Here is a 14,584-nt window from a genome sequence, read left to right on the forward strand (position 1 = left end):
GCAGGCAGCACATGATCGATCAGCCTGCGATCCAGGTGAGGCGAGAAGGTGGAGGCATCGTGGCCGGAAACGGGATCTTGCGGACGAAGTCCGTCGAGCGGTCGATCGCGGATACGGACGAGCCGGGGACCCGGCTGCGCCGCAACCTCAGTGCGTGGGATCTGACCGTCTTCGGTGTCACGGTCATGGTCGGTGCGGGTATCTTCACGCTCACCGCCCGTACTGCGGGGGACTTGGCGGGCCCGTCGGTGGCCATCGCGTTCGTGCTCGCAGGCGTCGCGTGTGGACTCGCGGCGCTGTGCTATGCCGAGTTCGCCTCGACGGTCCCCGTCGCCGGTAGCGCCTACACGTTCTCGTACGCCACGTTCGGCGAGTTCCTCGCCTGGATCATCGGCTGGGACCTCGTCCTCGAGTTCTCGGTCGCCGCGGCTGCGGTGTCCAAGGGCTGGTCGATCTACCTCGAGGAACTACTGGTCTCGATCTTCGGCGCGAACGTCTCCACCACGATCGAGTTCGGCGGGATCAGCGCCGACTGGGGCTCGCTGCTGCTCGTGGTCACCCTGGCGGTGCTGCTGACCCTGGGCACGAAGCTGTCGTCGCGGTTCAGCATCGTGGTCACGACCATCAAGGTCCTGATCATCCTGTTCGTCATCGCGTTGGGCATCGCCTACATCACGCCGGACAACTACACCCCGTTCATCCCGCCCGCGGCCGAGGGCGAGGACGCGGGCGGCGGTGTCGAGCAGTCGCTGTTCTCACTGCTGGCAGGCGGTTCGGGCAGTGTGTACGGCGGATTCGGCCTACTGGCGGGCGCGTCGCTGGTGTTCTTCGCGTTCCTCGGCTTCGACATCGTGGCCACGACCGCGGAGGAGACGCGCAACCCGCAGCGCGACGTGCCGCGCGGCATCCTCGGTTCCCTGGCGATCGTCACCGTGCTGTATGTGGCGACGTCGGTCGTCATCGCGGGGATGGTGCCGTACCAGGAGCTGTCGACCGCGGCCGAACCCGAGGGCCGCAAGACCCTCGCGACGGCGTTCTCGTACCACGGTGTCGACTGGGCGGCCCACCTCGTGTCGATCGGTGCCGTCGTCGGCCTGATCACCGTGGTCATGGTGCTGTTGCTCGGGCAGCAGCGCGTGTTGTTCGCGATGTCGCGCGACGGGCTGTTGCCGCGCGGACTGGCCAAGACCGGACGGCGCGGCACGCCGGTGCGGGTGAACGTGCTCGTGACCGTCGTGGTGGGTGTCGCGGCGACGTTCTTCGACGCGAGCCAACTCGAGGAGATGGTCAACGTCGGCACCCTGTTCGCGTTCGTGCTGGTGTCGGCGGGCGTGATCGTGCTGCGGAAGAAGCGGCCCGACCTGCCGCGCGGCTTCCGGGTGCCGTGGGTGCCGGTGATCCCGATCCTCGCGATCGGCGTCTGCCTGTGGTTGATGGTGAACCTGACGGTGCTGACGTGGCTGCGGTTCGTGCTGTGGATGGCGATCGGTGTCGCGATCTACTTCCTCTACGGGATGCGGCGTTCCGTCCTGGCGCGGGAGGCGAAAGAGACCCCGGCCGACGCCGCGGAGTGAGGCGCCCACGCCGCATCACCCGCTGTAGGCACGACGTACGAAAGAAGGTCCCGGGCTCGGGCGTGCGCGCGTAAAGTCCCGGCCGGAATGTCACTGCCCGTCACGACGGGTGGGAGTCGTCTCCCTGTTGCCGGACCGTTCGGAGTGCCCTCATGCGCGTGACCCGTTCGTTCGCCCTGGCTGTGGTGACCGGTGCGATGGTGTTCGGTTCCGCGGGCCTCGCAGGCGCGGACCAGAACGCCGGACCGCCGCCCACCGACCCGCCGGGCGGCGTGCTCGTACCGGGCGACGACCACGGCTCCGACTCCGGCGGGAACGGCCGCGGCGGTGTCGGCAACGGTCCGGACGGCGGTGGCCACGGTCCGGACGGAGGTGGCCACGACGCCGGCGGCCCAGCTGACGGCGGCTCCGGCGAAGGCGCGGACGAGCGCCGCGGCGGTGATGACGACCGACGACCCTGCCAGGACGACCGGCGCTCCCGCGGCGAGCTGGCCGTCGACCCCGACCACGTCGCTAGCGGCCGGGGCACCGGTGGCGACGAGCTCGAGTGGGATCTCGGCGAAGGCGGTTTCGACGGGCCGCCCGGGTGGGTCGGCCGCTGGTCCCAGTGCGAGGATCCGCCACAGGCGCCGACTGATCCCGGCACACCGCCGAGGTCCGAACCCGACCACGACGTGCACGCCGATCCCGACCGTGGCGACACGGGGCCCGGACCGGAGGCCGGACCGACGGGTGCACCGAACCCGCACGCGGCTGACGAGCCCGGGGTCTCCGCGCCCGAGTCGACCGCCGGCTCGACCACGGACTCCACGGCGCAACCCGCGGACGGCAGCCCGCCCGCGCACGGGTCGTCCGCACCGGTGTCGACACCGGTGCTGCAGCGCGCCGAGACGGGTACGGGCGACGGGGACGACGGCGCCGCCGCCGCAGGCGGCGCATCCGACGACGGTGGGATCGGCTTCGGCGGCGGGCTGCTGTTGATCGGTGGCGGTGGCCTGCTGGCCGCCGCGGCCGCAGCGATCCTCGCCGCCCGCACGCGTCGCACCTGACCGCTGCCGTTCGGGGCACTGCTGTTCCGGAGTCGCCGTTCCCGAGAAGTGCGCGTTCCTGGGGTGCTCCCGTTTCCCAAGATGTGCCCCGGTATCGGCACCGCCGGCATCAATCAACATCACACACGTTCCACTGCGATACTTGTGTGACTGTGTTGACTTCTGCGTGATTCACTTTCACAGTGAGGACGATCGAGGAACGGAGTGGTTCACCGATGTCCCTGACCGGGCCGGACAAACAAGTCAACGACGATCAGTCGGCGGACGCCGGCGCTTCCCCCGGGGTCAGCCGCCGTGGGGTCCTGGGTGTGGGTGCCGCGGTGCTCGGCGGTCTGGCGGTGCCGGGCATGTCCGCCGCCTCGCTCCTGCCGTGTGCACCCGCTGCGGCCGCGCAGGAGGACGGCCGCAGCGAGTATCCCGAGTGGAACAACAACCTCGAGCTGTTCGATGTCGGCTCGGAGCCGCCGCACGCGACACTCATGCCGTACGCCGGACTGGACCAGGCGCTCGCGGCCGATCGCACGCAGTCGCCCTTTCGCTTGAACCTCGACGGCGAGTGGCGCTTCCGGCACGCCGACAATCCCGCGTCGCGGGATCCGGAGTTCTACCGCGTAGGCGTCAACGACCGTGGCTGGGACACGATCCCCGTGCCGGCCAACTGGCAGCTGCACGGGTACGACTTCCCCATCTACACCAACATCACGTATCCGTGGTCTGGGGCCAACGGCAAGGGCGAGAATCCGGAACCGCCGTTCGCGCCGACGAAGTTCAACCCCGTGGGTCAGTACCGTCGCAGCTTCACGATGCCGCCGAACTGGCGGGGACGCAGAACATTCTTGCACTTCGAGGGTGTCAAGTCGGCGTTCTACGTCTGGGTCAACGGTGAGCTGGTCGGGTACCGGGAGGACTCGTACACCTCGTCCGAGTTCGACGTGACGCGGCTGGTCAAGCCCGGTCACAACGAAGTCGCCGTCGAGGTGTACCGCTTCTCCGACGGCGACTGGATGGAAGACCAGGACATGATCCGGCTGTCCGGCGTTTTCCGGTCGGTCTACCTGTTCTCGACGCCGACGGTGCACGTGCGGGACTTCCGGATCGACACACCACTGCGTGACGGTTATACGAACGCCGATCTGGCCGTCACCGCGAACGTCCGGGACTACGCCGGGGCGGAGAAGGGCTCGTTCACGGTCGAGACGCAGCTCTACGACGACGGCGGGAATCGCGTGTGGAGGGAGCCGCTGCGGCAGTCGGCCGACTTCGGTGCCACACGGCGGGGTGAGGTCGTCGCGCGTGGCAGTAAGGCGGTGGAGGGGCCGAAACTGTGGTCGGCCGAGCATCCGAACCTCTACACCGCGGTGCTCGTGCTGCGCGACCCCGCGGGCGAGGTCCTCGAGACGTTGTCGACGCGCGTGGGCTTTCGCGAGTTCGCCATGGTCGACGGCCTCATGCGCATCAACGGCGAGCCGATCACGATCAAGGGTGTCAACCGGCACGAGCTGCACCCGGACCGTGGTTCCGCGCTGACGCGCGAGGACATGGTCGCCGACATCCGTGTCATGAAGCGGATGAACGTCAACGCGGTGCGGACCTCGCACTACCCGAACGACCCGCTGTTCTACGAACTCGCCGACGTCTACGGCCTGTACGTCATGGACGAGACGAACCTCGAGACGCACGGTATTCGTGACGAGTACCCGGGTTCGCATCCGGAGTGGACGGACGCGGTCGTGGCACGGGCCAAGAACGTCGTGCACCGCGACAAGAACCACGCCAGCGTCATCATCTGGTCGCTCGGCAACGAGGCCGGCGGCGGCAGCAACTTCGTCGCGATGCACGACTGGATCCGCTCCTACGACGACGTGCGTGTCATCCACTACGAGGGCGACGACAGGCCGGAGATCAGCGACGTGCGGTCGGCGATGTACGAGAGCCCGTCCAGAGTGGAGGAACGGGCGAGTGAGTCGGACACACGCCCGTACGTGATGATCGAGTACGCGCATTCGATGGGGAACTCGACGGGCAACTTCCGCGAGTACTGGGACATCGTGCGGGCACACGACGTGCTCCAGGGCGGTTACATCTGGGATTTCGCGGACCAGTCGCTTCGCTGGCCCGTGCCGAACGGCCGGGGCACGTATCTGGCCTACGGCGGCGACTGGGGTGACGACCCGAACGACGGCAACTTCTGCGCCAACGGCGTCGTCACGGCGGATCGCGGCCGCAACGGTAAGGCCGCCGAGGTCAAGCACGTCTACCAGGACATCCTGTTCTCGTCCGACGATCCGAGCTCGGGCCGGGTGACGATCACCAACGAGCACCTGTTCACCGACGTCGACGCCTACGCGGGCAGGTGGGAGTTGGTCGCCGACGGCGAGGTCGTCGAGAGTGGCGAGCTGACGCGGGAACAACTGTCGGTGCCGCCGTCGTCGAGTGCGACGATCACCGTGCCGTTCACGAAGCCCGAGAACCCCGCTCCCGGGGCGGAGTACTTCCTGTGCCTGTCGTTCAGGACACGGGACGACACGCTGTGGGCCGATGCCGGGTTCGAGGTGGCCAAGCACCAGTTCCCCGTCGACGTGGGTAGCCCGGACGTCGAGCCGGTGCCGCTCGACTCGGTGCCCCCGGTGGCGGTGGACGACTCGGGCGGTTCGGTCACGGTGACCGGCGACGACTTCACGGTCACGATCGCGCGGGACACGGGCGTGATCACGTCGTACGTCGCGAAGGGACGGACGCTCGTCGAGTCCGGTCCGGTGCCGAACTTCTGGCGCGGTTCGACCGACAACGACCTCGGCAACGGCCAGCCCGACCGTAACGGCACCTGGCGTCACGCGGGTGCGCGGCGCACGGTGAGGAACGTGTCGGTCGAGCGGGTGCGGGACAAGGCCGTGGTCATCACGGTGGACGGCACACTCCCGACGTCGACGGAGTCGCGGTACACGACGGTCTACACGGTCTTCGGCAACGCGGAGATCAAGGTCGACAACACGCTGCACCCAGGGTCGGCGTCGCTGCCGTACATCCCGGAGGTCGGCACGATGCTGCGGCTGCCGGCCGGCCTCGACACCATGCGGTTCTACGGTCGCGGTCCGGAGGAGAACCACTGGGACCGCAAGTCGGCCTCCGACGTGGGCGTGTACGACTCGACCGTCGACGAGCAGTGGACGTCGTACATCCGTCCGCAGGAGAACGGCAACAAGACCGACGTACGCTGGCTCGCCATGGTCGGTTCGGACGGGGCAGGCCTGCTGGCGACGGGTGAGGCCCCGCTGGAGATCAACGCCTCGCACTTCACGCCGGAGGACCTCTCCGGCGACGCGCGGCACGACTACCAGCTGACACCGCGGGACGAGGTCGTACTCCGGTTGAACCACCGGCAGACGGGCGTGGGCGGCAACGACTCGTGGGGCCAGCAACCGCTCGACACATACAAGCTGTTCGCCGACACCGACTACGCGTACAGCTACCGGTTGCGACCGCTGGTGAACGTGGCCGAGGCGATGGCCCTGTCGCGCAAGCCGACGGACGCCCCGTGACGGCGGCGCTGTGACGGGGCCGCTGTGACGGGGCCGCTGTGACGGGGTCGCTGTGACGGACGCCCCGTGACGGCGGCCACGCAGTCGTCGGGGACGGCCGGCCCGCACGGTGATGGCGCAGCGGGGCAGGTAGTGAGGCGGCCGGTCAGGGCCGCTGCGGGTCAGGTGGTGCTGCGGGTCAGGTGGTGCTGCGGGTCAGGTGGTGCTGCGGGTCAGGTTGTGCAGCGGGGCTTGCCGAGGACGTCGCCGAACAGCGACACCTGTTCGGCCAGGCCCGCGGACAGGTCGGCGTCCTCCAGTCCCGCGGCCATGACGACGGCGCGGTCCCACTCCGGATCGCCCACGTAGTCGGCGTGCTTGCGAACGCCGGCGGCCCAGCGCCTGCCACTCACCGGTTCCCGCATCGGGTCGGGCAGCCAGTGGTCGCCGCCGAGGACGAGCACGCCCGTCGGACCCTGCACCGCAGGTTCGACCGCGCCGATGGTGCCGTCACCGCAGTAGCCGACGCCGAGCAACATGTCACCCGCCACCTGGTGCCGCCACGTCGTCGCCCCACCGCCGAACGAGTCGGTGCCACGGCACAACCCGCGCCACCGGCCGTCGAGTTCGCCGTTGAGCCGCGCCAGTGACGCCGACGGGAACATCGCGGGAAACGCACGCTGGTACCCCCACTGCAACGGAGCACCCGCCGTCAGGAGGCCGAGCCGTTCCCGGTCCTCGTCCGACAGCTCGTCGGCCAGCCGTGCGGCCGCCAGGACGGTCAGTAACCCGCCCACGTGGTATCCGGCGAGCACCACCCGGGTGTTCGGCTCCTGCAGGTGTGTGCGCGCCCGGTCCGCCAGCTCCGGGACGACCTTCAACGCGTACGACGGCGGCACCACGGGGTGTGCGGCCCGCGGCCAGAAGCACGCCAGGTCCGTGAACGCGCCCAGATGCCTGCTGCGCTGCTCCCCGGTTGCTGCGGTGTAGACCGCGCGGAGCAGTCCCGCCGCCAGTGCGCCCAGCGTAAGCACACCTGCCGCCGACAGCGGCGTCAGCCAGCCCGGCATCGGCCCCATCGTCACCCGCAGAGCCGCGAGCGCCACGGCACCTGCGCCGAGTGTGCAGGCGAAGGTCAGGACGAGGCGGTGCAGATACTTGCGCTCCCAGCCGGCCCGCGCCCACGCGGCCGACGCCTCCGCGTCGTCGTCGGCAGGCGCCTCCTCACCCTGCAGCAGCGTCACGATGTCGGGCACGCCCCGGCGCACGCGGCGCAACGACGAGCCGGCCGCGGCCCACACGGCGAGCAGCGCCGCGACGACGAGCCCGGCGCCCCACAGCATCGTGATGAGGTCGTATCCCTCGGGCAGCAGCAGCCCGTCCGCACCGAGCAGGTGCCGCAACGCGACGGCGAGCCCGGCGCCGAACCCGCCGCCGAGCAGGCCGGCGAGCGCGAGCGCGGGCGCCGCGGCCCAGCCGCCCGCCCACGGGCGGAGCCTGCGCGGCAGGTGCGCCCACTCGCGGCGCGCCAACAACGCCGTCGGCACCAGGACCAGGGCGAACACGACACACGCGCCCAGCAGCGCGGCACCGACGAGCTCCACGGTGGCGTTCGTGCCAGGCAGCGTCGCGGGCAGTGGTGCGGTCACGACCGCGGTCGCCACCGTCACCGCGAACGCCACGCCGTACAGCGCCTTCCGCACCGCGGCCGGCAGCACCCGCCTCGCCGGGGTGATGCTCACCACCAGCACAGACCCCAGCAGCGCCAGCGTGCCGACCCACAGCACCGCCGCGGGCGTGTCCGCCGGCATCGTCAACGGCCCGCCGAGCAGCAGCAACGCCGTCACGCCCAGCGCCGCGACGACGTGCACGCACCGCAGCGCCGCCGTGTCGGCGACGTCCGACAGTCCGCCGCCGAGGTGATCGCGCAGCGGTTCCACCTGGTCGTTCGGCCGCCAGCTCGTGCGCGACACCCCGAACAGCACAGCCGCCACCGCCAGCAACGGCAACAATCCGGCGGCGGTGCGCAGTCCGGGAACCTCACCCAGCCACGACGGCGCCGAGTCCAGGCAGCCCGACCCCGCCGTGAGGCACTGCGCCGCGAACAGGTCCAACGTCACGACCCCGAGCTGCGCCACGAGCAGCATCGTCAGTAGTACCGCCGCGACCCGCAGCATCCCGCGGCACACGCGGTTCAACACCGCCGAGGTGCGGGAGCCCTCCGGGATCGGGGGAAGCATCCAGTGCGCGACGTTGGCCAGCGAGAACGGGAACAGCAGCGCCCACGTCGCCTTCGCCGCGCCGCCCGAGGTCATGCGGCTCCAGAGGTAGCCCTCGAGCGTGCGCGGCATCGAGCGGCCCAGTGCCTGCAGCACGGGGCCCGGTGCAGGCCTGCGCAGCCGATCGGACGGGCGGACGATCCGTCCCGTCCCGTCGCCGTCCACGTCGACGGTGCCGACGGAATCGAGCAGAGACTCGCCGGTCGTGCCGATCAGCCCGGGCACGCGAAGTTCGACGACCCGGGTGTCGGGGCCGGGGAGAGGCACGTGGCACGCCTCCTAGCTGGGTTGACGCTCTTGAGATGGCCGAACTGCCACGGTAAACGCCGAACCCGGCTGCGCGCTGTCGACGCACCAGCGCGTCCTGCGGTTAGCCCACCCGGGTGGTGGGTGAGGCGGCCCGGCCACCGCCCCCCGACGAGACGCTTCGCGTCCCTGTCTACTCTGCAGTCGTGGGTCGATTGGTGGTCATCGAAGGGCTGGACGGCGCGGGTAAGCGCACGCTGACCGATGCGCTGACGGCGGCGTTGCGGGACGCCGGTGCGAGCGTCGCCACCACCGCGTTCCCCCGCTACGGCGTGAGCGTGCACGCCGACCTGGTCCGCGAGGCTCTCCACGGTGACCACGGGGACCTCGCCGAGTCCGTCTACGGCATGGGCCTGCTCTACGCGCTCGACCGCCGCGACGCCGCCGACGACATCCGCGACCTGCTCGCGCGCCACGACGTCGTACTGCTCGACCGGTACGTCGCCTCCAACGCCGCGTACCAGGCCGCACGGCTGCGCGAAGGGGCCGACAGCGACGTCGTGCGCTGGGTTCGCGAACTGGAGATCGACCGGTTCGGACTGCCCGTGCCCAACGCCCACCTGCTGTTGCGCGTGGCCCCCGACGTCGCCGCCTCCCGCGCCCGCGGCAGGGCCGAGGCCGATGCCGCACGTACTCGCGACGCGTTCGAAACCGACGACGGGCTCCAGTCCCGGTGCTCGGCCGTCTACGACGAGCTCGCGGCGGCCGACTGGTTGTCATCGTGGTACGTGATCGATGGTGCCGACCACGTCGACGCCGCCGACCTCGCGAAACGCCTCCTCGCCCGCTAGGGGCCACCGCGGTCCGGTTCGGCCCAGCCCGGCCGATCACCGCGGTGGCCGGAATCGCCGCTTTCCTGTCGTTGCAGGCGTTCCCGTCGCTGTTGTCGCTGTCGTGGTCGCAGTGCCGGGCGGGTGCACCATCGCCGCTGCCTCCGACGGTGCCGCCCCGGGGTTCCGTCCCAACAACAGGCCCGCCGCGACGTCGGCGCGCAACTGGTCCAGGGTGCGTCCGTCGTCGCTGCGGTGTCGCGATCGTGCCATCGCGTCCACTCGGGAGTAGCACGCCGCCGCCACCTCCGTCGGCAGCTGTGCCTCCAGCGACGACATCACGTGCTCACCCGGCGTGAGCTCGATCCGGCGTCCGCCCGCGCTCGCCGGGCCCGTGCGGTTTGTCCACCGGGATCGACCTTCTCCACCAGGCGACGCGCGCGTTGCGCCAGATTCCCCGGCTGCCACGCCGTCTCCGGAGCGTCCATCAGCTTCTCGGCCAACAGGCCGTCCACCTGCCGAGCCGCGTCGTCGTCGGATCGACCACCGCCAACCCCGCCGCACTCCGTACGCCTCGATGTCCCCGGCCCGCATCGCGTCGAGGAGCCGGGGCATCCGCTCTGTCAACGACTGCCCGGCATCGAGGCGGCGTTCGACCTCACGGGTCGAGACCCGCAACACCGGTGTCAACTCCTCGGGCAGCTCAAGCGCAGCACCCCCGACCGGACGCCGAACAAGTGCGAGAACACAGCCGCGCGGCAACGTGCTTATGGGGGCGACGGCCGAGCGACGGAGACCTGCGGAATCCGCGTGCCCAGCGCGGAACACACACGTCTGAACGCGGAACACGCGTGCCTGAATGCAGAACACGCGCCCTCGGAAACGCAACACGGGCCCCGGGGCGGATCACCGAGGAGAGATCGTGTGGTTGGCGGGGATCGTGCCGCGGGGGTCGAGCCGCTGCCGGAGGCGTACCAGGCGGTCCGCGGTCGGAGGGGTGAACGCCGACCGGACGTCGGCGTCGGCCTGCCTGCCGAATGCGAACGACAGGTGCGCGCCCAGCGTGTCCGGGCCGAACGGTGCCAGGACGTCGGCGTGCAGAGCCGCCACCTCCTCGTCGGTGGCCTCCGACGTCGGCGTCACCGGTGAGAGCACCGACATCAGATACGCGGCCTCGCGATGCCCGACGGCCGACGCCACCCGCGGCGGCCGTGCGAACGCACCTCCCAGGTGCCGCAGACCCGCCACACACATCACCGGCGCCGCGGGTCCCACCGTGGCGGGCAACCGGGTCAGCGCGCCCGGGTCCAGGGCCCGGACCATCGCGGTCCGCGAGCGGTAGGCGTGCGGCCGATCGGGCTCGTCGAAGAGGGCACCGGACTCGGCGAACGGCCGCGTGCGCACCGTGTCCCGCACTGCCGGCACCATCTCACGCAGCCGGTCGACCTGGGCCGCGTCGCCCTCCTCGGCCACGCAGAGCTGCAACTGCGCGACCTGCCGCCCCCGCAGTTCGTCCGGTACTCCGGGCACGTCGGGGAACACGAGCATCGCGACCCCGGAGGTCACGGTGTCCGGCACCTCCTCGGTCCACCGGCGCCAGCGGTCGAGGACGTCGCCCGCCTCCGCGACGTCGACGTAGAGACTGCCGCCGTGGACCTCGGAGACCTCCACGAGATCGATCTCCATCGCCGTCACGATGCAGCCGCCCGCACCTCCACCGCGCAGCGCCCGGAATAGCTCGCGTTCCGGCTCGTCCTCCGACGACGCCGTGACCTGGCGCAGCACGCCGTCGGCGGTCACCACCTCCAGCGCGCGGACGTGGTCGGCCGCGTAGCCGTAGCGCCGTCCCAGAAGCCCGATGCCGCCGCCGAGCGTGTACGGCACCGCGCCGACGTGCGGGGAGCTGCCCGACAGCGGCGCCAGGCCGTGCGGGGACGCGGTGTCGAGCACGTGCTGCCACGTCGCACCGCCGCCGATCCGTGCGGTGTGCTGCGCGGGATCGAGGTCGACGCCCGACAGCCAGCGCAGGTCGACGAGGACGCCGCCGTCGAGCGGTGCGGTATGGCCGTGGCCGCTGACGCGGGCGGTGACGGGCAGGCCGCGGGCCGCCGCGTACGTCACGGCCGCGCGCACGTCCTCGGCGGAGGAGGCGGCCACGATGCAGCCGGGCCGGTGCGAGACGGCGAGCTGGTAACCGGTGCACGCAGCGTCGAACCCGTCGTCGCCGGGCAGGAGGAGTGCACCGTCGAGGGCGGGCGGTTCCGTGGGGGAGTCCGTCGTGTTCGTCATGGCGGCGACCGTACGAACCCTCGAGGACACATCTCGTCCTCGAGTGATGGCAGGGTTGTCGGCATGTCCGTTCGTCAGGAGATGCCGGGCCGGTTGCTGCGCCTGTTGGCCCTGCTGCAGACCAGGCGGGAATGGCCGGGCCCGGAGCTCGCCGAGCGCGTCGGCGTGACCGCACGGACGCTGCGCCGTGACATCGACCGGCTGCGGGCGCTCGACTACCCGGTGGAGAGCACGGGCGGCACCGGCGGCGGGTATCGCCTCGGCCGAGGCGGCAGGCTCCCGCCATTGGTACTGGACGACGAGGAGGCCGTCGCCGTCGGCGTCGCCCTGGCGACGGCGGCGTCCGTGAATCCGGCGTTCGGCGAGAGTGCGACGAGGGCGCTGGCGAAACTCGCCCAGGTGCTGCCCGCTCGGCTGCGGCCGCGGCTGGCCGCCGCCGGTTCCGTCGTCGCCGCACCGCCGCGCGGCGTGCCCACCGACGACCTGGCCGCGGCCAAGGACGGTGCCGGCTCCAGGGAGGGGGAGCCGCGGGGTATCGACGCGGACCTGCTCGGCGCCCTCGCGGCCGCGTGCCGGGACGCGGAGGTGGTCTCGTTCCGGTACACGGGCAGGCGGGGCGCGTCCGCACGTCGCGTGGAACCGCAGCGGCTTCTCGTCGCGGAGGGCCGGTGGTATCTGACGGCGCACGACCTCGGACCGGACGCGCCGCGCACCTTCCGGCTCGACCGCATGGGGGACGTGACCGCGACGGGACACCGGTTCGTGCCACGGCCGCAGCCCGACGACCCCGTCGCCCACCTGCGCGAGTCCTTCGCCGCCGCGTCGTACCGCTACACCGCGCACGTGACGGTCGAACTGCCGGAGTCCGAGGTTCGCCGTTGGGTTCCCGCGCTGCCGGGGGAGCTCACCGGCGACGGACCCGGCCGGTGCCGGGCGCGGGTGTCGGCCGACTCGGCCGAGCTCGTCGTGCAGTACGCGGCATCGGTCGCCGCTGTGGCGGCCGCCCGTGGTGCCCGGGTCACCGTCGATGCAGGCCCCGACGTCGCCGAACCGCTGCGCAGTCTGGGCGCGACGCTGGGCGCCACCCCGTGACGCTCGTCGCTCACGGTCACGGCGGCCGTACATGCGCCGACGCCGGGTGAGCGCCGCCTGTGCGGCCGCCCACCCGGCGTCGAATCCCCCTCGGATCGGTTCAGCTCAGCACCGGTCGACCCAACGGCAGGGGCTTGCCGCCCGTCGCGGTGGAGAGCACACCGATGAACAGATAGATCCCGACGCCTGCGAACACGAACGCCACGTAGCCGGCCGTCGTGATCGCGCCGGGCGCCTCGCCCACCGTGCCGTACAACACGAGTGCGAGTGCGACGGTGATCAACCCGAACAGCAGCGTGAAAGCGGCGGGCAGCCGCAGGGTGCCCAGCGTCAGCACGCCGATCGTCACGACCCAGGCGATCAGGAACAGGCCCTGCGTGGCGATCGCGGCGTCGTCGGAGATGCCGAACCAGCCGTGGGTCAGGCCGAGCACGAGTGCCGCATAGCTGAACCAGAATCCGCTGAACACGGCGAACACCGCGGCGACGGCACCCTGGCCCAACGCAACGGCCCACAGTGCGGCCACGAACTGGCCCACGCCGGTGGCGGGCACGATGATCGCCATGGAGGCGCCGACCGCGTCGGCCGGTACGTATCCGGTCTGCACCAGGGCGAGGGCGAGTGCGCCGACGATGAACGTGGGTAGACCGATCAGGGCGGGGTCGCTGTCGGGCACGGCCCGCGCCGGTGCCTCGTTGGCAACGTCAGTGGCCATCGTTACTCCTCTTTGAGCTGCGAATGATCCTCGGATGCGGTCCGTACGGCGGCCTCCGGGCGCGGTCGCGTCGAGTGGGAGACGAGACGGCGTGGCGTGCGTTCCGCGACGAATTCGGTCACCGCGGTCAACGGCCGGACGGGCGCCCGCCTGATGCCGGGTCTGCCGCCCGTCCAGGCGGTTCGGCGGGCGCAGTAATCAGGGGACGCCCCGCGTGGTGATCCGGGGAACGCCCCGGGGTGTCAGGAGATCTTGGGCCAGAGCGGCGACAGTTCCGGGTGGTCGTTGTCGATGACCCGGTGTGCCAGGGCGATCGCCTCTTCGGGCTCGATCTGGTCGCCTGCGGGGTCACTGTGAGCGACACATTCGAAGAGGTAGGCCAGCTCGTCCGCCTCCACAGCGGACAGACCGGTGTCGCGTTGCGCTTCCACGTACCGCATCCGCAGTACGGTTGCGGCCTGCAACAGCAACGAGCAGTACGTGTCGGGTGCGCCGGATCTCTCCTCGAGCCGACCTCGCGATTCTATGCCTTTCACGCCGACTCCTTTGTCTGGTCGCGTTGACCTGGTCACGGCTACTGGACGGCTCACCGCGCCGCCGAACGACGCATCGCCGTCGCCCGGCGGCGGGTGGGTGGCCGATCGTGTTGGGTGTGCCGGGGCACACTGGGGGTTGGGTCAGGCGGTGGCGCGCTTGCGGAGTTCGCGGGCGGCCACGCCCGGGTCCGGAGCGTTGTAGATCGCCCCACCGGCCACCGCCACCGTCGCGCCGGCCTCACGCACCGAACCGATCGTGTCCGGACCCACACCACCGGCAATCGAGAACGGCACCCCGGCCTCACGACCATCAGCCAACAACTGATCGATCGAATACCCCGGCCGAGCCTGCTCGTCCAGCCCCGCATGGATCTCCACGAACGAGACCCCCAACTTGGCCACCTCACGGATCCGAGCCACCCGGCCCTCCACCACCGTGATCATGTCCGCAACCAC

The 14,584-nt window shown here is 71.0% G+C and carries 10 protein-coding genes; 5 read left to right on the top strand and 5 right to left on the bottom strand.

Annotation, left to right across the window (positions count from 1 at the left end; all coding sequences use genetic code 11):
* Positions 1 to 59 precede the first annotated feature (59 nt).
* The 3 genes from FHS23_RS08460 (at position 60) to lacZ (ending at position 6,162) form a co-directional block, all read left to right on the top strand.
* Entirely contained in the window at positions 60 to 1,574 is a 1,515-nt protein-coding gene (locus tag FHS23_RS08460; protein WP_183650390.1) for an amino acid permease, read from the top strand.
* 158 nt (positions 1,575 to 1,732) lie between these two features.
* Positions 1,733 to 2,623: a hypothetical protein gene (locus FHS23_RS08465; protein WP_183650393.1), complete on the top strand. Its 891-nt coding sequence runs from the start codon at positions 1,733 to 1,735 to the stop codon at positions 2,621 to 2,623.
* A 215-nt stretch (positions 2,624 to 2,838) separates the two neighbouring features.
* Complete coding sequence (lacZ, locus tag FHS23_RS08470) at positions 2,839 to 6,162, top strand: beta-galactosidase, LacZ type (RefSeq protein WP_183650397.1); 3,324 nt, start codon at positions 2,839 to 2,841, stop codon at positions 6,160 to 6,162.
* 212 nt (positions 6,163 to 6,374) lie between these two features.
* Here the strand turns inward: lacZ and FHS23_RS08475 are convergent, their stop codons facing one another.
* On the bottom strand, positions 6,375 to 8,687 hold the full coding sequence (locus FHS23_RS08475; protein ID WP_183650400.1) for a hypothetical protein: 2,313 nt from the start codon (positions 8,685 to 8,687) through the stop codon (positions 6,375 to 6,377).
* Between the two features lie 185 nt (positions 8,688 to 8,872).
* Here FHS23_RS08475 and FHS23_RS08480 point away from each other — a divergent pair, with 185 nt between their 5' ends.
* Entirely contained in the window at positions 8,873 to 9,517 is a 645-nt protein-coding gene (locus FHS23_RS08480; RefSeq protein ID WP_183650406.1) for a dTMP kinase, read from the top strand.
* A gap of 885 nt (positions 9,518 to 10,402) precedes the next feature.
* Here the strand turns inward: FHS23_RS08480 and FHS23_RS08490 are convergent.
* Entirely contained in the window at positions 10,403 to 11,785 is a 1,383-nt protein-coding gene (locus tag FHS23_RS08490; RefSeq protein WP_183650412.1) for an FAD-binding oxidoreductase, read from the bottom strand.
* Between the two features lie 63 nt (positions 11,786 to 11,848).
* Here FHS23_RS08490 and FHS23_RS08495 point away from each other — a divergent pair, with 63 nt between their 5' ends.
* Positions 11,849 to 12,877 carry a helix-turn-helix transcriptional regulator gene (locus FHS23_RS08495; RefSeq protein ID WP_221218992.1) on the top strand — a complete coding sequence of 343 codons (1,029 nt, stop codon included), beginning with the start codon at positions 11,849 to 11,851 and terminating at the stop codon, positions 12,875 to 12,877.
* Between the two features lie 100 nt (positions 12,878 to 12,977).
* On the opposite strand, the gene FHS23_RS08500 is transcribed toward FHS23_RS08495, so the two are convergent.
* The 3 genes from FHS23_RS08500 to FHS23_RS08510 all read right to left on the bottom strand — a co-directional run.
* Entirely contained in the window at positions 12,978 to 13,592 is a 615-nt protein-coding gene (locus FHS23_RS08500; protein WP_183650415.1) for a GPR1/FUN34/YaaH family transporter, read from the bottom strand.
* Positions 13,593 to 13,834: 242 nt separating this feature from the next.
* Complete coding sequence (locus tag FHS23_RS08505; RefSeq protein WP_183650418.1) at positions 13,835 to 14,128, bottom strand: hypothetical protein; 294 nt, start codon at positions 14,126 to 14,128, stop codon at positions 13,835 to 13,837.
* A 141-nt stretch (positions 14,129 to 14,269) separates the two neighbouring features.
* Positions 14,270 to 14,584, bottom strand: a 315-nt coding sequence (locus FHS23_RS08510) for a beta/alpha barrel domain-containing protein (protein WP_484573306.1), incomplete at its 5' end; no start/stop codon positions are given.

This window comes from Prauserella isguenensis (assembly GCF_014191605.1).
Lineage (GTDB): Bacteria > Actinomycetota > Actinomycetes > Mycobacteriales > Pseudonocardiaceae > Prauserella > Prauserella isguenensis.